We start from the raw sequence: 15,546 nt of genomic DNA, 5'->3' as shown, positions 1-15,546 counted from the left end.
CGGCCGAAGCCGCCCTTTGCCGAAAGCTAAAGGATACCGATCAGGCCGCGGGCTCGAATGTCAGCGCCACGCCGTTGATGCAGTAGCGCAGGCCGGTCGGCGGCGGGCCGTCCTCGAAGACATGGCCGAGATGGCTGCCGCAGCGAGCACAGTGGCATTCGGTGCGGACCATGCCGTAGCTGCGGTCGACCGTGGTCTCGATCGAACCCGGCACCGGATCGTTGAAGCTCGGCCAGCCGGTGCCGCTCTCGAACTTCAGCTTGGATTCGAACAGCGGCTGGTCGCAGCCGACGCAGGAAAAGGTGCCTGCGCGCTTCTCATAGAGCAGGGCGCAGCTTCCCGGCCGCTCGGTGCCGTGGCCGCGCATGACCGCATACTGCTCCGGCGTCAGCCGGGCACGCCATTCGGCATCGGTGCGGGTGACGGGGTAGGTGTGGGTGTCCATTTGATCTCCTCAGCCTTGGCGGCTCGTTATTGGTTGCAACTCATATTCGCATGAACATAGGCATTTGTTACAGGTTCGCCCAGCGGCGGACCTTCGACAAGATCAATGTTTCCGAGAAAGCTGCTTCGTGGCGGCTTCAAGCCCGGCCAGCGTCAGCGGGAACATGCGGCCGCCGAAGATGTCGCGGATCATCGCGATCGAATGGGTATAGCCCCAGTTCTTCTGGTTTTCCGGATTGAGCCATACCGCGTTCGGCCATTGCTGCAGCACGCGGCCGAGCCAGACGGCTCCGGCCTCCGGGTTCCAGTGCTCGACCGAACCGCCGGGGTGGGCGATTTCATAAGGGCTCATCGAGGCGTCGCCGACGACGATCACCTTGTAGTCAGGGCCGTATTTGTGGAGGAGGTCGAAGGTCGAAATCACCTCGGCATGGCGGCGCCGGTTGTCCTTCCACACGCCTTCGTAGAGGCAGTTGTGGAAATAGAAATATTCGAGCTGGCGGAATTCGGCTCGTGCCGCCGAAAACAGCTCCTCCACGCTCTTGATATGGTCGTCCATCGAGCCGCCGACATCGAAGAACATCAGCAGTTTCACGGCATTGCGCCGCTCGGGCCGCGTCTGCACGTCGAGATAGCCGTGCTCGGCGGTGGCGTGGATGGTGCCGGGCAGGTCGAACTCCTCCTCTGCGCCCTCGCGCACCCAGCGGCGCAGCCGCTTCAGCGCGATCTTGATGTTGCGGGTGCCGAGTTCGACGGCATCGTCGAAATTGCGGAACTCGCGCTTGTCCCACACCTTCACCGCGCGGCGGTTGCGGCTTTCGTGCTGGCCGATGCGCACGCCCTCGGGATTATAGCCATCGGCGCCGAAGGGTGAGGTGCCGCCGGTGCCGATCCATTTCGAGCCGCCCTGGTGGCGGCCCTTCTGCTCCTCGAGCCTTTGCTTCAAGGTCTCCATCAGCTTTTCGAATCCCCCGAGCGCCTCGACCAGCTTTTTCTCTTCCTCGGTCAGGTGTTTTTCGGCGAGCCGGCGCAGCCATTCCTCGGGAATGTTGGCGACGTCGACCGCATCCGGTCCGCCCAGCGCCTCGATGCCCTTGAAGACATGCGCGAACACCTGGTCGAAGCGGTCGATGTGGCGTTCGTCCTTCACCAGAGCGGCGCGGGCAAGGTAATAAAAACCCTCGACGTCATAGTCGACCAGCCCGGCTTCCAATCCTTCCAGCAGCGACAGATATTCCCGCAGCGAGACGGGAACGCGTGCTGCCTTCAGTTCGAGGAAGAAGGGTATGAACATCTTCTATCTATAGCAGATCATACTCGATGAAGCCGGTGCGACGCGCGACATGGTCGTAGAGCTTGCGCGCGGTGGTGTTGGTTTCGTGCGTCATCCAGTAGACATTCTTGACGCCGATTTTTTCCGCCGTGTCCTTCACTGCCTTGATAAGCGCCGCGCCGATGCCCTTGCCGCGCACGTCCGGGTCGGCGAACAGGTCCTGCAGATAGCAGTTGTTTTTCTCCGACCAGCCTGAGCGATGGTAGAGATAGTGGGTGAGGCCGACCGCCTTGCCGTCGAGCGTGGCGATAAAGCCCTTCGGCTCGAACTCGCCTTCCGTGAACAGCCGTTTCCAGGTGACGGCGTAGACCTCTTCCGGCAGCTTGGTTTCGTAGAAGGTGAGGTAGTCGGTCCACAGACGTTTCCAGTCAGCGTGGTCGGACTGCGCGAGCGGGCGGACGATAATCTCAGACATTTCATTCCTCCGAAGGGTTCTGGCCGAAGCTGCCTTCCTGTCTTGCCGGCAGCAACGGTCCACAGAAGGGGAAAGCGCTATCGCTGCCTGCCTATTGCTGCCGCCGCGCCATGAAGGCCAGCCGCTCGAACAGATGGACGTCCTGTTCGTTCTTCAGCAGCGCGCCGTGCAGCTTGGGCAGCGCGTTCTTGGGGTCGGCGCGCAGATCCTCGGGCGCGATGTCGTCGGCGACCAGCAGGCGGATCCAGTCGAGCGCCTCGGAGGTCGAAGGCTTCTTCTTCAGCCCGGGTACGTCACGGATTTCGTAGAACTGGGTGAGGGCCGCCCGCACCAGGTTCTGCTTGATGCCGGGATAGTGGACGTCGACAATTCTGTGCAGCGTGTCGACGTCGGGAAAACGGATGTAGTGGAAGAAGCAGCGGCGCAGGAAAGCGTCCGGCAGCTCCTTCTCGTTGTTGGAGGTGATGATGACGATGGGGCGCACGGCGGCGCGTATGGTCTCGCCGGTCTCGTAGACGAAGAACTCCATTCGATCGAGTTCCTGCAGGAGGTCGTTGGGGAATTCGATGTCGGCCTTGTCGATCTCGTCGATCAAAAGCACGACCTTCTTGCCGGCCGCGAACGCCTCCCACAGCTTGCCGCGCTTGATGTAGTTCTTGATGTCGTTGAACCTGGCATCGCCGAGCTGGCTGTCGCGCAGCCGCGACACGGCGTCATATTCGTAAAGGCCTTGCTGCGCCCGCGTCGTCGATTTGACGTGCCATTCGATGAGCTCGAGGCCGAGGGCCGCCGCCACCTGGCGCGCAAGCTCGGTCTTGCCGGTGCCGGGCTCGCCCTTGACCAGCAGGGGCCGTTCCAGCGCGATCGCCGCGTTGACGGCCACCATCAGGTCCTTGTCGGCGACATAGGCCGCCGTGCCTTCGAAACGCATTTTTGCTCCTTCATTCATTCCGGGCGACCGTAAGGAGGCGGCCCGGCCGGCGCAAGAGTGGGGCGGCGATGCGACGTCGCGAGCCCGGCACGGAAAGAATGGCAACTCTCTGGCGCTCGGGGGACCATCGGCCTATATTGGGGGAGACGGTCTGCGCTTCCCGGCAGGAGAACATTTTCCCCGGGGCCTTAACGATCCTTAGGGAGCTGTCCCTGGGAAGACCCGTGGGTTTTCTCACACGGCGCCCACCTACTTTGTAGGTTCCCGGGATCGCTCTCTCCACCGGTCGCGTGGATCGTCACTTCTTGCATGCGCCCATGCATTCCGGTGGATGGTGCGGTAGAAAACGTCGCTCCTAAAACGCCATCCCTATCCGGCCTTTTCTATCGTCCGCGCATGACATCTCTCAAAGACCTGAAAAAACAGCTGCGGCGCGAAGCGCTTGGACGCCGTGATGCGCTCGATGAATTCTGGCGGGTCGAGGCCGCGCTCGAAATGGCCGAGACGGCGCGCGATCATCTCGCTATCGAGCCCGGTCAGATCGTATCCGGCTTCTGGCCGATGCGTTCGGAAGTCGACGTCAGGCCGTTGATGTTCGCCCTGCGCGAAAAGGGCGCGAGACTTTGCCTGCCGGCCATTCTCGACAAGACCACGATCGTCTTTCGCGAGCTGGTTCGCGGGGCGCCGATGGTGGACATGGGTTTCGGCACGGTTGGGCCCCATGAAGAGGCCGAGGTGCTTGATCCCGAGGTGATGCTGGTGCCGCTCGCCGCGTTCGATGCGCGCGGCCACCGCATCGGCTATGGCGCCGGCTATTACGACCGCGCCATCGCGAAGCTCGTCGACAAGGGGCATGCGCCCCGGCTGATCGGCATCGCCTTCGACTGCCAGGAAGTTCCGCAGGTTCCGGATGAGCCCCACGACGTCGTCATCCCGGAAATACTCACAGAGAACGGGTTGCGCCGCTTCACGCCGAAATTGTAGATAATGGAGGCATGATCTTTTCGCTGGAGTCATGCAGCTTTTGCTTCGCTGACTTTCGGTGCGGGATCATATGAGACTTCTCTTCCTCGGAGACATGGTTGGAAAAACGGGACGCACGGCGGTGTGGGAACAACTGCCTGGCCTGATCTCGGATTTCAAACTCGACTTCGTCATCGTCAATGGCGAGAACGCCGCCGGCGGTTTCGGCATCACCGAGGAGATCTTTCGCGAGACGATCGCGGCGGGCGCCGACGTCGTGACCACGGGCAACCATGTCTGGGACCAGCGCGACGCGCTCGCCTTCGCGCCGCGTGAGGAGCGCTTCCTTCGCCCCTCCAATTTTCCCAGGGGCACGCCCGGGCGCGGATCGGGCGTTTATATCGCCAGGAGCGGGGCCAGGGTCCTGGTCGCCAACATCATGGGCCGGGTGTTCATGCATCCGGAGCTCGACGATCCGTTCCAGGCTGGTGAGCGCGAGCTGGCCGCCTGTCCGCTCGGCGAGCAGGCCGATGCGGTGGTCATCGACTTCCACGCCGAAGCGACCTCGGAGAAGATGTGCTTCGCGCATTTCGTCGACGGCCGCGCCAGCCTCGTCGTCGGCACCCATACCCACCAGCCGACCGGCGATCATCAGATCCTCAACGGGGGCACGGGTTACATTTCCGACGCCGGCATGTGCGGCGATTATGATTCCTCGCTCGGCATGGACAAGGAGGAGCCGCTCAACCGGTTCCTGTCGAAAGTGCCGAAAGGCCGCTTCGAGGCTGCGACTGGACCTGCAACATTGTGCGGTGTCGGCGTGACTATTTCCGACCGCACGGGCCTGACCGAAAAGATCGCGCCGTTTCGTCGCGGGCCGAGACTTGAAGAAACGGCTCCGTCTTTCTGGTCGTGACATTGATATAGAGGTTTGTAGTACCTAACTGCCGGCGACACTGCTCTAGATCGTAGAGGGGACGACCTCCATGCAGCTCATTGAGTTCCTGGCGCCGCATTTTCACTTTGTATCCGATCCAACGGCCTGGGTCGCGTTGCTGACGCTGGTGGTGCTGGAGATCGTGCTCGGCATCGACAATCTGATCTTCATCTCGATCCTGACCAACAAGCTGCCTGAGGCGCAACGGGCCCGCGCCCGCCGGCTCGGCATCTCGGCGGCACTGGTCATGCGGCTGGTGCTGCTGGCCACCATTTCGGTCATCGTCCAGCTGACGACGCCGGTGTTCACGGCATTCGACCATGGCTTCTCCTGGCGCGACCTGATCCTGATTGCCGGCGGCCTGTTCCTGGTGTGGAAGGCGACGAAGGAAATCCATCATACCGTCGATCCGGACGACCATCAGGACACGATGCTGGGCGAGACGCTCAAGATCTCGCTGGCCGGCGCGATCTTCCAGATCCTGCTGCTCGACCTGGTCTTCTCGATCGATTCCATCATCACCGCCGTCGGCATGACCGACGAGATCGCCATCATGTACATCGCGGTGATCGTGGCCGTCACCGTGATGATGCTGGCGGCGGGGCCGCTGGCCAACTTCATCGCCCGGAACCCCAGCATCGTCATGCTGGCGCTGGGCTTCCTGTTGATGATCGGCATGACGCTGATCGCCGACGGCATGGGCTACCATGTGCCGAAGGGCTACATCTACGCGGCGATGGGTTTCTCGGCGCTGGTCGAGGGGCTCAACATGCTGGCACGGCGGCGCAGGAAAGCGAAATCCGGCGACGGGCATTGAGGCTGGTCCGCCGTGGGCTTTGCGCTTACCAGGCGTCGGGTTCGCGAACCATGTGAACGATGTTGGCAGGATTGGTGATCCAGCCGCCACGAAAGCCCTCGCCCAGGGGCTCGATGGCATCGCACCGCACGACACCAGCCTCGGCGAGCTGGGCGGCGGCGACTGAAAAGTCACTGGTGAACAGTTCCAGCCAGACCTCGGCCTGACTCGACATTGGCGCTTCATCGATCCACAGCCGGTTCGGACCGAGCTCGAAGCCGATGGCCGGTGTCTTGGCGGTAAACGGCGTCAGGCCGATGACGTCGCGGTAGAAGGCGATTGTTGCCTGGTACTGGTGCGGCGGCACCTTCATGGCGATGTTGATGCCTCCGCTGATTTTTGCAGTCATTGCTGGCTCCGTTGCTCAAACATTGGTCTCGTTGGCGGGTTCGCCCTTCATCTCGCTGCGGTAGTAGCCGTCACGCAGATTGATGCCGTATTCGACATAGGCCTTCATGCAGGCCAGCATTTGCGACCAGCCCTCGCAGTTGAGGTAGGATTTCTTCAAGCCGACCGCGCCTTCCTGCCAGCCGCTCTCGGCAATGGTGACGAAGGTGCCGCCATCGTCCAGCGGTTCGAAATTCATCTCGATGCGGGTCTTGTAGGCCGGCTTGCCGTCGGCATCGGTGGCGTCCCAGCGCAGCACGATGCGGCTGTCCTTGACCACCTCGTCGACCTCGACTGGCACCTTGCCCCACCAGACGACGCCAATGCCGGTTTCCAGCGGCGCGCTGGCGCCGCCGATGGTGGTGAAATAGCCGCTCAGCTTCTTCGGATTGACGACAGCGTCGAAGACTTCGGCGACCGGCCTGCCAATGCGTCCTGAAACCCGGAATCCAAGGGACATATCCACAGCTCCTTGCTTGATCGGTTCAAGGATATGTTATATAAACATAACATGTCAAGCCGATCGCAAGATGACAATGTTTTCAAGGCGCTGGCGCATCCACGCCGGCGCGAAATGCTGGATCAGCTGAAGGACGAGCCGAAGACCACCGGCATGCTGTGCGATGCCTTTCCCGACATCGACCGCTGTACCGTCATGCTGCATCTCAAGGTGCTGGAGGAGGCCGGGCTGATCGTTGCGCGCCGTGACGGACGCGAACGCTGGAACCATCTCAATTCCCTGCCGATCAAGCAGATCCATGACCGCTGGATCAGCCAGTATGCCGGCCATGCACTCAGCATCATCGACCGGCTGAAGTCCGATCTGGAGGCATAAGGCGTTGCAGGGGATCGCCGCAACACGGCGCGCTGGACGAATTGAGCCGATTTATCTATAAGCCGGCCATTCCGACAGAGAACGCCGTGCTTCCGTGGGTTGCACCTGGGACGCTCTGAAATTTTGAATTCGAGCATTTTTGCGAAGGGCAAGGTGATCCACCTGGCTGCAGGATGCTCTAGCCGAGAAGACGACAGGGGTGCCATGGCTGGCCATTCACAGTTCAAGAACATCATGCACCGCAAGGGCCGTCAGGACGCGGTGCGCTCGAAAATGTTTTCCAAGCTGGCACGCGAAATAACCGTTGCCGCCAAGAGCGGCACGCCTGATCCATCGATGAATCCACGCCTGCGGCTGGCGATCCAGAACGCCAAGGCCGTGTCGATGCCGAAGGACAATATCCAGCGCGCCATCAACAAGGCCTCGATGGGCGATGCCGAGAACTACGAGGCTGTGCGCTATGAAGGCTATGGCCCAGGTGGCGTCGCCGTCATCGTCGAGGCCTTGACCGACAACCGCAACCGCTCTGCGTCGAATGTGCGCGCTGCCTTCACCAAGGCCGGCGGCGCGATGGGCGAAACCGGCTCGGTGTCCTTCATGTGGGACCGTGTCGGCGAGATCTACTATCCGGCATCGGCCGGCAGCGCCGACAAGGTCATGGAAGCGGCGATCGAAGCCGGCGCCGACGATGTCGAGTCGGACGAGGAAGGCCACACGATCTATTGCGCCTTCGAGAATCTCGGCGAGGTGTCGAAGGCGCTGGAAACCGCGCTCGGCGAGGCGGAATCGGTGAAGCTGATCTGGCGGCCGCAGACCAATGTCCCGGTCGATGAGGAACGGGCACAGTCGCTGATGAAGCTGGTCGCCACGCTCGAGGACGACGACGACGTGCAAAGCGTCTACGCCAACTTCGAGGTCGACGACGAGACCTTGGCCAAGCTCAGCGCGGCGTGAGCGGCGGGAGCGAGAAGCCGTTGCCCGCCATCCGCATCACCTATTGCACGCAGTGCCAGTGGCTGCTGCGCGCCGGCTGGATGGCGCAGGAGCTGCTCTCCACCTTCGGCACCGATCTCGGCGAGGTGACGCTGGTGCCCGGCACAGGCGGCGTCTTCACCGTCTCCTGCAACGACGTGCTGGTCTGGGACCGCAAGCGCGATGGCGGTTTTCCGGATGCGGCAAAGCTCAAGCAGCTGGTGCGCGACGTGATCGACCCGGATCGCGATCTCGGTCATTCCGATCGCAAGGGCCACACGTCGAAGGGACATGCGCAAAAAGGCCCCGCCTGAGACGGGGTCCGAGTGTGTTTCGTAAGCGTCTCGTTCAGAGCAATGCGAAGATAAAGCAGGCCATCGCCACGATGGCGGTGATGGTGCGGACGTGGTTCCACATCACCCATTGGCTCAGATGGTTCGCCCACACGGCGGCGCCGTTGCTGCTGGCCGGGTCGACGGCGGCAAGCGCATCGTTGAGCGGCACGTTGAAGACCATGGTCACGATCGGGTTGCCGATCACGTAGATCACCGCGCCGGCGAACAGCCAGTACGAGCCGGACTGGGCCCAGCCCATGATGGCGGCAGCGATAAGCACCAGACAAAGCAGGCCGGTACCGAAAAGCGCCGTCATGAAAGTCGGCGTGATCACCGTGACGTTGATCGAATTCATCGCCGCGATGCCTTGCGGGACAGGCAGCCGGGCAAGTGCTGCCATGACGAAATTGGAGAAGGCGAAGAACACGCCAGCGACGAGGCCCGAGCCGATCGCGGCAATGATGGTGAGGGCGGGAAGAAGCTTGATCATCTCAGTTGCTCCAGACCAGGCTAGCGGCGGTTTCGGTTGCGTAGGCGGAAAAGTCTTTCGGCGCGCGGCCGAGCACGCGCTGGATACCGTCGGTGAGCGACTCGTTGCGGCCATCGAGCACCTGGGTGAACAGTTCATCGAGCAGCCAGACGAATTCGGGTGGCAGTTCATGCGAGGCGACAGCGGTGGTGAACTCGTCATGCGAAATTCTGACAAAGCGGATGTCGCGTCCCGCCGCCTTGGCAATTTCGGCGACCGCGTCGGCGAAGCTCAAAAGCCGCGGCCCCGTGAGCTCATAGAGCTGGCCGATATGACCGGGCTTGGTCAGCACCGCTTCGGCGGCGTCGGCGATGTCGTCGACATCGACAAAGGGTTCGCCGACAGGTCCGACCGGCAGTGCCACCTCGCCCGCCAGCAGCGGCTCGACGAGAAAGCCTTCGCTGAAATTCTGCGAGAACCAGGCGCAGCGCAGGATCGTCCAATCAGCCCCGGAAGCCTTCAGCATCTCTTCGGCGCGCTGGGCTTCCGTTTCGCCGCGGCCCGACAACAGCACCAGCCGGCGAACGCCATGCTCCACGGCAAGGCGGGTGAAGGCACCGATCACTTCGGCGGCACCCGGCACGGCAATGTCGGGATAGTAGCTGATGTAGACCGCGCTGACGCCCTCGAGTGCGGGAGCCCAGCTTGCCGGAGCTTCCCAGTCGAAGCGCGGCGTGCCGGAACGGGAGCCGATCCGTACCGGAATGCCGCGCGCCGTCAGCCGTTCGGCAAGACGGCGGCCGGTCTTGCCGGTGCCGCCGAGGATCAGGATTGGTTTGGTGTCGGTCATGGTGGTTTTCCTCCGTTTCAAAACATGAGTAATCCTCACATTTGCAAAACGTGATAAACCCTCGTATTTTGCGAGTCAAGCCATTTCCCCGGCGATTGTGCCGAATGCGTTATTGGAGACAGTCCATGGAAGGCACGCCGGCCAACGAGCAGATCGCTTCGCCACGGCGGGCGCCAAGCCAGCAGCGCAGCCGCGAGCGGGTGGAGCGCATGCTGGCCGCGGCCTCGGCGCTGATCACCGAGCAAGGCAGCGACGCCATGCGCATGGGCGAGGTGGCGGAGCGGGCAGGGGTGTCGATCGGCTCGCTCTACCAGTTCTTTCCCGACAAGCGGGCGATCATCTGGGCGCTGGCCGAGCGCTACACGGCCGAAAGCCAGGCCTGCATTTCAGCGGCACTCGCCAATGTCGGTGATGCCGAAGGCCTGCGGCGGGCTTTCTCGGACCTGGTCGATATCTACTACGGGCTGTTCCTGGCCGAACCGGTGATGCGCGACATCTGGTCGGGCACGCAGGCCGACAAGGCGCTGCGCCAACTCGAACTCGCCGACAGCCGGGCCAATGCGGAGTTCCTTGTGGCGGTGCTGAAGCGCTTGCGTCCCGGCGCCGACCCTGTCGCCCTGGAAACCACGGCGTTTCTAGTCTGGCAAATGGGCGAGGCCGCGGTGCGGCTGGCCATCTCGGTCGAGCGACAGGAGGGCGACAGGCTGGTCGCCGCCTACAAGTGCATGGCGCTCAGGGAACTGCTGAGCGAATAGAGAGACGACCTTGGCGTTTTGCTGCATCGTTGACAGGTAGCGAAACCGCCAGCGACAACAAAAAACCCGCCACAAGGGCGGGTTTTTGATCTGCAAGCCTTGCTTGGCTTAGAGGCCGAAACCTTCGAAGCGCTTCTTGAACTTCGACAGGCGGCCGCCGCGGTCGAGCAGGGTCTGCTGGCCGCCGGTCCAGGCCGGGTGGGTGGTCGGGTCGATATCGAGGTTCATCGTATCGCCTTCCTTGCCCCAGGTCGAACGGGTCGTGTATTCGGTGCCGTCGGTCATGACGACCTTGATGGTGTGGTAGTCGGGATGGATAGCGCTCTTCATGGCTCGGTTCCTGGCTTGCCGGCGCGGCTGACGGGCATAAGCCTGCGTCGATGCGCCTCTTTTTAAAACTCGAAGCCGCAGCTATTGAGGAGCCACGGCTTCTAAAACGGTCGGCGAGCCTATACATCAGGCGGAATTGAATCACAAGGCCGCGGCAAGCGCATATTGCGACGCCTAGAGTTGAAGCGGCTAGAGGAAACACCGAGATGGCGCAATCAAGCAGCGCAGACGAGCGCCGACGCTCGCTCAAGCCGCTCCGACGCCTGTTCCCCTATATCACGCAATATCGCACGCTGGTCGTCGGCGCCCTCATCTCGCTGGCCATCGCGGCGGCAACGACATTGGCGCTGCCGCTGGCCGTACGGCGCATGATCGACCACGGTTTTTCGTCATCCAGCACCACCTTCATCGCCGAATACTTTGCCGCGCTGGTGGCGATGGCCGCCATGCTGGCGGCGGCATCGGCCTGCCGCTATTATTTCGTCATCACGCTGGGTGAACGCGTCGTCGCCAATATCAGGCGCGATGTCTTTGCCCATGTGACGACGCTGTCGCCTGCCTTCTTCGACACCGCGCAGTCGGGCGAGATCGTCTCGCGGCTCGCCGCCGATACCACGCAGGTCAAATCGGCGGTCGGCGCCACGGCCTCGGTCGCGCTGCGCAACGTCATCCTCGGCCTCGGCGCGGTGGGAATGATGGTCATCACCAGCCCGAAACTGTCCGGCCTGGTCATCGCAGCCATTCCCATCATCGTGCTGCCCCTGGTCGCCTTCGGCCGCTCGGTGCGGCGCAAGTCAAGGCAGGCGCAGGACACGCTTGCCGAGGCGACAGCCTATGCCAGCGAGCAGATCGGCGCGGTGCGCACGCTGCAGGCCTTCACCAATGAGAAGCTGGTCACCGGGCGGTTTTCGGGCGCGGTGGAGGCTGCCTTCGAGGCTGCACGCGCCTCGATCTTCGCACGCTCCTTCCTCACCTTCTTTGCCATCTTCACCATCTTCTCGTCTGTCGTGGCGGTGCTGTGGTTCGGCTCGCGCGATGTGCTCGACGGCAATCTGTCGCCAGGCACGCTCGGCCAGTTCCTGCTCTATTCGGTGTTCGCCGCCGGTGCGCTCGGCGCGCTGTCGGAAGTCTGGGGCGAACTTGCCCAGGCTGCTGGTGCGGCCGAACGGCTGACCGAGATCCTCGCCGAGAAGCCGGCGATCCAGGCGCCGGCCGATCCGAAGCCGCTGCCGTCGGTTGCCAAGGGCGCGATCGTCTTCGACGACGTCTCCTTCTCCTATCCGGCAAGGCCCGACCGCGCCGCCGTCCATGGCTTGAGTTTTCAGGTCATGCCCGGCGAGACGGTGGCCATCGTCGGTCCTTCGGGGGCCGGCAAGAGCACGGTGTTTTCGCTGATCCTGCGTTTCTACGATCCCGAAACCGGCAAGATCCTGATCGACGGCGTCGACGTGCGCGAGGCCGATCCAGTCGCTGTTCGCGAGCGCATCGCCATCGTGCCGCAGGACGTCACCATCTTCGCGGCGAGCGCGCGCGAAAATATCGGCTTCGGCCGGCCGGGCGCGGGCAATGCCGAAATCGAGGCGGCCGCAAAGGACGCGCTGGCCGATGAATTCATCCTCAAGCTTGAGAACGGCTATGACAGCCAGGTCGGCGAGCGCGGCGTCACGCTGTCCGGCGGCCAGCGCCAACGCGTGGCGATCGCCCGCGCCATCCTGCGCGACGCACCGATCCTGCTGCTCGACGAAGCGACGTCGGCGCTCGACGCCGAAAGCGAGACGCTGGTGCAGACGGCGCTGGAGCGGCTGATGCAGGGCCGCACCACCATCGTCATCGCCCACCGGCTGGCAACTGTGCTGAAGGCCGACAGGATCCTGGTCATGGATGGCGGCCGTATCGTCGAGGAAGGCACGCATCAGAGTCTGGTGGCCAAGGGCGGCATTTATGCCAGGCTGGCCAAGCTGCAGTTCGAGACCGGCGCCAGCGCCTTCAGGGGCGCGGCGGAGTAGGTTACGGCGGACTGTTACCGTCTGCCGAATCCGGATGCCACGATGGCCGATTTCATCCGCCGTAGCGCTGCTTCAGGTGATTGACGAAATACACGGCATTGAGCTTTTCGCCGGTGGCGCGCTCGAGCAGGTCCGGTGTCGACCAGCGCGACCCCTGCGACCATATCTTCTCGCGGCGCCAGTCGTTGATGGCAGCGAAATTCCCTTTCGCCAGGTCGTCATCGGCGGAAGGGTGTTCCCGGGTCAGCGTGGCCCATTGCTGCGCCGCCATCATCGCGCCCAGCGTGTAGGACGGGAAGTAGCCGAAGGCGGCGCCCGGCCAATGCACGTCCTGCATCGGCCCGTCGGCCGGATTGTCAATCGTGGAGAGGCCGAGATAGTCGCGCATCTTGGCATCCCAGGCTTCGGGGAGGTCAGCCACCTCAAGCCTGCCCGAGACCAGCTCCTGCTCCAACTCGTAGCGCAGGATGACATGCAGGGGATAGGTCACCTCGTCGGCGTCGACGCGGATCAGGCCGCGCTCGACGCGATGCACATGCGGCAGGAGATCGTCGAGCGACCAGGCCTCGCCGAGATGCTTCTCCACCACCGGCAGCGCCCAGCGCCAGAAGGAGGGATTGCGGCCGATCTGCTTTTCGACGAACAGGCTCTGGCTTTCATGCACGGCCATGCCGCGCGCCTTGCCCAGCGGCCAGTGCGACCATGCCTTCGGCAGGTTCTGTTCATAGAGCGCGTGGCCGGTCTCGTGCAGCACACCCATCAGCGCCGACAGGAAATCGGATGTCTTGTAGCGGGTGGTGATGCGCACGTCGCTGGGCACGCCGCCGCAGAAGGGATGGTGCGACACCGACAGCGAGCCGTGCGTCAGGTCGAAACCGACCGCGGCCATCATGGCAAGACCGAGTTCGCGCTGCTTGTCGATCGCATAGGTACCCGAAAGCGGCTTCAGCGGATGCTTGCGCAGCCGCGCCTCCTGGATCGCCAGTGCCTCCGGTACGAATCCCTTGAGGAAGGCTTTCAGGTCGGCGAAGACCGGGGTGATGTCCGCGGTGCGGTTGCCTGGGTCGAATTGCTCCATCAGCGCATCGTAGGGGGCGAGGTCCAGCACGTCGGAGCGCAGAGCCGCCTCTTCGCGCACCAGCGCCACCACGCCCTCGAGCGCCGGCTGGAAACCGGCCCAATCGTTCTTGGCGCGCAGGTCGCGCCACAGCTGCTCGCAACGCATGCGCGCCGTCGTCTGGCGTTCGACGAATTCGACAGGCAGGCAGGTCAGGTTGGTGTATTGCCGCCGCAATTCGCCGAGCGCCGCGCGCTGCTCGTCGTCGAGCGCCTCGGCTTCGGCGGCGGCGATCCAGTCCGATATCTCCGGTGCTGTCGCCCTGGTGTGGTACATGCCGGCCAGTGCCGCCATCGCCTCGGCACGCTTCTCGCCGCCGCCGACGGCCATATGCGTCGCTTCGTCAGCGCCGAGGATGGCCAGTGCATGCTCAAGCGCTTCGAGCTTGTGGCCGAGGTCGTCGAGTTTCTGAAAGGACATGGCGACTTCCGTGATTGAGGACGGCGCGAAAAGACACCAACGCAAAAGCGTTGGCAACCCTCAGATACCTCCCGGCAGATGCACCTTGCGCAGGCGATGCCACACATGAAATGCTGCGGGCGACGCGTGCAGGGGGAGCAAATGGTCGGCAACATCCTGGTCGGGCTGGTGGCCTTGATCCATGTCTACATCGTCTATCTCGAGATGGTGCTTTGGGACACGCCGAGCGGGCACAAGACATTCCGCCTGACGCCCGAATTCGCCAAGGCCTCGAAGGTGCTCGCCGCCAATCAGGGCCTCTACAACGGATTTCTCGCCGCCGGTCTGATCTGGGGGCTTTACCTCGGCGCCGCCGGGTTTCAGGTCAAGGTCTTCTTCCTGTTGTGCGTGGCCATTGCCGGCCTCTACGGCGCGGCGACGGTCGGCCGCAAGATACTGTTCATCCAGACCGTGCCGGCGGTGGTCGCCCTGGTCGCGCTCTGGCTTGGTTGGTAGGCAGGCTTGGTTGGTAGGTAGACTGGGCCGGCGAGGAAAAAGGACGCCCGCGGGATTGGGGTCCCGAAGGCGCCAGGTGGTCCCTTCCTCTTGGACCGTTCCGGAGGGCTCAGCCGTTCGGATAGTTTCCGCCGTCGGAACCATCGCCCATCAGGAAGCCGCTGCCGGTGTCGACCCTCAGCCGCTGGTCGACATTGTCGAGATGATGCAGCAGATCACGATACTGCGCGGCCGGTATCCTGCCATGATCCGATGCGGCTATCTTCTCGGCGGCCTGGCTGATCTGGTTGGTGCGCATTTCCAGGTGTTCCGCCACGGCCGGGGTGATGTTGTTGGCTTGCCTGGCGTCGATGATGCCCTGGCGGACGCCTTGAGCCTGCTCAATGAGGGCTTCGACACGCGGACCCGTCAAGTCGGTCGGGGCGGTCGCGTCGAGAGCACCCTTGTGATGGCCCGCGGCATAGGCGCCGGCGAGCGGAATGGCGATAAAGAATGCGGTCAATGCTGCAGTTCTGAGCGTGGGGTTAAAAGAGCGCATCGTCGCGTCTCCTCCAGAAGAGGAAGGCAGCGGTTCTTTCGTCTACCTTCCAGCCGCGGGCCGTCGGGTTCCGTCGCGTCGCGATGGGAGGCATCGCCGGCGGTTCTCGGCCCTGGGCGGCAGGCTAGGAGCGCTCCGGCGGGAAGTGTAATTAAAAA

Annotated in this window: 20 protein-coding genes and 1 other RNA gene; 10 read left to right on the top strand and 11 right to left on the bottom strand. The window is 63.2% G+C overall.

The genetic code is table 11. The features are described 5' to 3' along the window. Nucleotides 1–40 precede the first annotated feature (40 nt). The 4 genes from msrB to FJ977_RS32835 all read right to left on the bottom strand — a co-directional run bounded on the left by msrB (nucleotide 41) and on the right by FJ977_RS32835 (nucleotide 3,123). On the bottom strand, nucleotides 41–445 hold the full coding sequence (gene msrB, locus FJ977_RS32850) for a peptide-methionine (R)-S-oxide reductase MsrB (protein ID WP_140776538.1): 405 nt from the start codon (nucleotides 443–445) through the stop codon (nucleotides 41–43). A 102-nt stretch (nucleotides 446–547) separates the two neighbouring features. Then, the gene (locus FJ977_RS32845) at nucleotides 548–1,738 is read right to left on the bottom strand and encodes a VWA domain-containing protein (protein WP_140776536.1); all 1,191 of its coding nucleotides are present in this window, start codon (nucleotides 1,736–1,738) and stop codon (nucleotides 548–550) included. Between the two features lie 7 nt (nucleotides 1,739–1,745). After that, nucleotides 1,746–2,192 carry a GNAT family N-acetyltransferase gene (locus FJ977_RS32840; RefSeq protein ID WP_140776534.1) on the bottom strand — a complete coding sequence of 149 codons (447 nt, stop codon included), beginning with the start codon at nucleotides 2,190–2,192 and terminating at the stop codon, nucleotides 1,746–1,748. Nucleotides 2,193–2,283: 91 nt separating this feature from the next. Next, nucleotides 2,284–3,123 (bottom strand): MoxR family ATPase, encoded by an 840-nt coding sequence (locus FJ977_RS32835; RefSeq protein WP_140776531.1) that lies wholly within the window; start codon nucleotides 3,121–3,123, stop codon nucleotides 2,284–2,286. Between the two features lie 145 nt (nucleotides 3,124–3,268). Here FJ977_RS32835 and ssrS point away from each other — a divergent pair. From ssrS to FJ977_RS32815, 4 genes are all read left to right on the top strand, one after another. After that, nucleotides 3,269–3,424, top strand: a non-coding RNA gene (gene ssrS / locus FJ977_RS32830) — 6S RNA. 95 nt (nucleotides 3,425–3,519) lie between these two features. Next, nucleotides 3,520–4,107: a 5-formyltetrahydrofolate cyclo-ligase gene (locus FJ977_RS32825; protein ID WP_140776529.1), complete on the top strand. Its 588-nt coding sequence runs from the start codon at nucleotides 3,520–3,522 to the stop codon at nucleotides 4,105–4,107. Nucleotides 4,108–4,177: 70 nt separating this feature from the next. Further along, entirely contained in the window at nucleotides 4,178–5,002 is an 825-nt protein-coding gene (locus tag FJ977_RS32820; RefSeq protein ID WP_056575335.1) for a YmdB family metallophosphoesterase, read from the top strand. A 70-nt stretch (nucleotides 5,003–5,072) separates the two neighbouring features. Continuing rightward, the gene (locus tag FJ977_RS32815) at nucleotides 5,073–5,840 is read left to right on the top strand and encodes a TerC family protein (RefSeq protein WP_140776527.1); all 768 of its coding nucleotides are present in this window, start codon (nucleotides 5,073–5,075) and stop codon (nucleotides 5,838–5,840) included. A 25-nt stretch (nucleotides 5,841–5,865) separates the two neighbouring features. On the opposite strand, the gene FJ977_RS32810 is transcribed toward FJ977_RS32815, so the two are convergent. Together FJ977_RS32810 and FJ977_RS32805 are read right to left on the bottom strand one after the other, a co-directional pair. Further along, nucleotides 5,866–6,228: a hypothetical protein gene (locus tag FJ977_RS32810; protein WP_140776525.1), complete on the bottom strand. Its 363-nt coding sequence runs from the start codon at nucleotides 6,226–6,228 to the stop codon at nucleotides 5,866–5,868. Nucleotides 6,229–6,243: 15 nt separating this feature from the next. Beyond that, on the bottom strand, nucleotides 6,244–6,726 hold the full coding sequence (locus tag FJ977_RS32805) for an SRPBCC domain-containing protein (protein WP_140776523.1): 483 nt from the start codon (nucleotides 6,724–6,726) through the stop codon (nucleotides 6,244–6,246). 51 nt (nucleotides 6,727–6,777) lie between these two features. Between FJ977_RS32805 and FJ977_RS32800 the strand changes: the two genes are divergently transcribed. The 3 genes from FJ977_RS32800 to FJ977_RS32790 all read left to right on the top strand — a co-directional run bounded on the left by FJ977_RS32800 (nucleotide 6,778) and on the right by FJ977_RS32790 (nucleotide 8,387). Then, a complete protein-coding gene (locus FJ977_RS32800) occupies nucleotides 6,778–7,101 on the top strand; it encodes a helix-turn-helix domain-containing protein (RefSeq protein ID WP_140776521.1) in 324 nt (107 codons plus the stop codon). Between the two features lie 204 nt (nucleotides 7,102–7,305). Then, nucleotides 7,306–8,055 carry a YebC/PmpR family DNA-binding transcriptional regulator gene (locus FJ977_RS32795; protein ID WP_140776519.1) on the top strand — a complete coding sequence of 250 codons (750 nt, stop codon included), beginning with the start codon at nucleotides 7,306–7,308 and terminating at the stop codon, nucleotides 8,053–8,055. Nucleotides 8,056–8,075: 20 nt separating this feature from the next. Then, nucleotides 8,076–8,387, top strand: a complete 312-nt coding sequence (locus FJ977_RS32790) for a SelT/SelW/SelH family protein (protein WP_281406844.1) — start codon at nucleotides 8,076–8,078, stop codon at nucleotides 8,385–8,387. A 34-nt stretch (nucleotides 8,388–8,421) separates the two neighbouring features. Here FJ977_RS32790 and FJ977_RS32785 read toward each other — a convergent pair whose 3' ends face one another. Then, nucleotides 8,422–8,898, bottom strand: coding sequence for a DUF1772 domain-containing protein (locus FJ977_RS32785; protein WP_140776515.1), 477 nt, complete (start codon nucleotides 8,896–8,898; stop codon nucleotides 8,422–8,424). Between the two features lies 1 nt (nucleotide 8,899). Then, nucleotides 8,900–9,727, bottom strand: a complete 828-nt coding sequence (locus tag FJ977_RS32780; RefSeq protein ID WP_140776513.1) for an NAD(P)H-binding protein — start codon at nucleotides 9,725–9,727, stop codon at nucleotides 8,900–8,902. Nucleotides 9,728–9,852: 125 nt separating this feature from the next. On the opposite strand from FJ977_RS32780, the gene FJ977_RS32775 reads away from it, so the two are divergent. Next, nucleotides 9,853–10,482: a TetR/AcrR family transcriptional regulator gene (locus tag FJ977_RS32775; protein ID WP_140776511.1), complete on the top strand. Its 630-nt coding sequence runs from the start codon at nucleotides 9,853–9,855 to the stop codon at nucleotides 10,480–10,482. A 108-nt stretch (nucleotides 10,483–10,590) separates the two neighbouring features. Here FJ977_RS32775 and rpmE read toward each other — a convergent pair whose 3' ends face one another. Beyond that, entirely contained in the window at nucleotides 10,591–10,812 is a 222-nt protein-coding gene (rpmE, locus tag FJ977_RS32770; RefSeq protein ID WP_010912060.1) for a 50S ribosomal protein L31, read from the bottom strand. Between the two features lie 206 nt (nucleotides 10,813–11,018). On the opposite strand from rpmE, the gene FJ977_RS32765 reads away from it, so the two are divergent. After that, a complete protein-coding gene (locus FJ977_RS32765; RefSeq protein WP_140776509.1) occupies nucleotides 11,019–12,818 on the top strand; it encodes an ABC transporter transmembrane domain-containing protein in 1,800 nt (599 codons plus the stop codon). Between the two features lie 52 nt (nucleotides 12,819–12,870). On the opposite strand, the gene FJ977_RS32760 is transcribed toward FJ977_RS32765, so the two are convergent. Further along, a complete protein-coding gene (locus tag FJ977_RS32760; protein WP_140776507.1) occupies nucleotides 12,871–14,355 on the bottom strand; it encodes a carboxypeptidase M32 in 1,485 nt (494 codons plus the stop codon). 141 nt (nucleotides 14,356–14,496) lie between these two features. On the opposite strand from FJ977_RS32760, the gene FJ977_RS32755 reads away from it, so the two are divergent. Continuing rightward, the gene (locus FJ977_RS32755) at nucleotides 14,497–14,850 is read left to right on the top strand and encodes a DUF1304 domain-containing protein (protein WP_140776505.1); all 354 of its coding nucleotides are present in this window, start codon (nucleotides 14,497–14,499) and stop codon (nucleotides 14,848–14,850) included. Between the two features lie 109 nt (nucleotides 14,851–14,959). Here FJ977_RS32755 and FJ977_RS32750 read toward each other — a convergent pair whose 3' ends face one another. After that, nucleotides 14,960–15,388, bottom strand: coding sequence for a hypothetical protein (locus FJ977_RS32750; RefSeq protein WP_140776503.1), 429 nt, complete (start codon nucleotides 15,386–15,388; stop codon nucleotides 14,960–14,962). Nucleotides 15,389–15,546 lie beyond the last annotated feature (158 nt).

The organism is Mesorhizobium sp. B2-1-3A, from assembly GCF_006442655.1.
Lineage (GTDB): Bacteria > Pseudomonadota > Alphaproteobacteria > Rhizobiales > Rhizobiaceae > Mesorhizobium.
Note: the sequence above shows the minus strand (reverse complement) of the source record. Positions and strands in the feature narration are given on the sequence as shown.

What these genes read in the sequence shown, in the direction of transcription:
- FJ977_RS32825 (WP_140776529.1), top strand. Translation starts at nt 3,520, where the DNA reads ATGACATCTCTCAAAGACCTGAAAAAACAGCTGCGGCGCGAAGCGCTT.
- FJ977_RS32840 (WP_140776534.1), bottom strand. Translation starts at nt 2,192, where the DNA reads ATGTCTGAGATTATCGTCCGCCCGCTCGCGCAGTCCGACCACGCTGAC.
- FJ977_RS32780 (WP_140776513.1), bottom strand. Translation starts at nt 9,727, where the DNA reads ATGACCGACACCAAACCAATCCTGATCCTCGGCGGCACCGGCAAGACC.
- FJ977_RS32775 (WP_140776511.1), top strand. Translation starts at nt 9,853, where the DNA reads ATGGAAGGCACGCCGGCCAACGAGCAGATCGCTTCGCCACGGCGGGCG.
- FJ977_RS32815 (WP_140776527.1), top strand. Translation starts at nt 5,073, where the DNA reads ATGCAGCTCATTGAGTTCCTGGCGCCGCATTTTCACTTTGTATCCGAT.
- FJ977_RS32785 (WP_140776515.1), bottom strand. Translation starts at nt 8,898, where the DNA reads ATGATCAAGCTTCTTCCCGCCCTCACCATCATTGCCGCGATCGGCTCG.
- FJ977_RS32845 (WP_140776536.1), bottom strand. Translation starts at nt 1,738, where the DNA reads ATGTTCATACCCTTCTTCCTCGAACTGAAGGCAGCACGCGTTCCCGTC.
- msrB (WP_140776538.1), bottom strand. Translation starts at nt 445, where the DNA reads ATGGACACCCACACCTACCCCGTCACCCGCACCGATGCCGAATGGCGT.
- FJ977_RS32835 (WP_140776531.1), bottom strand. Translation starts at nt 3,123, where the DNA reads ATGCGTTTCGAAGGCACGGCGGCCTATGTCGCCGACAAGGACCTGATG.
- FJ977_RS32755 (WP_140776505.1), top strand. Translation starts at nt 14,497, where the DNA reads ATGGTCGGCAACATCCTGGTCGGGCTGGTGGCCTTGATCCATGTCTAC.
- FJ977_RS32805 (WP_140776523.1), bottom strand. Translation starts at nt 6,726, where the DNA reads ATGTCCCTTGGATTCCGGGTTTCAGGACGCATTGGCAGGCCGGTCGCC.
- FJ977_RS32820 (WP_056575335.1), top strand. Translation starts at nt 4,178, where the DNA reads ATGAGACTTCTCTTCCTCGGAGACATGGTTGGAAAAACGGGACGCACG.
- FJ977_RS32800 (WP_140776521.1), top strand. Translation starts at nt 6,778, where the DNA reads ATGTCAAGCCGATCGCAAGATGACAATGTTTTCAAGGCGCTGGCGCAT.
- FJ977_RS32765 (WP_140776509.1), top strand. Translation starts at nt 11,019, where the DNA reads ATGGCGCAATCAAGCAGCGCAGACGAGCGCCGACGCTCGCTCAAGCCG.
- FJ977_RS32760 (WP_140776507.1), bottom strand. Translation starts at nt 14,355, where the DNA reads ATGTCCTTTCAGAAACTCGACGACCTCGGCCACAAGCTCGAAGCGCTT.
- FJ977_RS32795 (WP_140776519.1), top strand. Translation starts at nt 7,306, where the DNA reads ATGGCTGGCCATTCACAGTTCAAGAACATCATGCACCGCAAGGGCCGT.
- rpmE (WP_010912060.1), bottom strand. Translation starts at nt 10,812, where the DNA reads ATGAAGAGCGCTATCCATCCCGACTACCACACCATCAAGGTCGTCATG.
- FJ977_RS32810 (WP_140776525.1), bottom strand. Translation starts at nt 6,228, where the DNA reads ATGACTGCAAAAATCAGCGGAGGCATCAACATCGCCATGAAGGTGCCG.
- FJ977_RS32750 (WP_140776503.1), bottom strand. Translation starts at nt 15,388, where the DNA reads ATGCGCTCTTTTAACCCCACGCTCAGAACTGCAGCATTGACCGCATTC.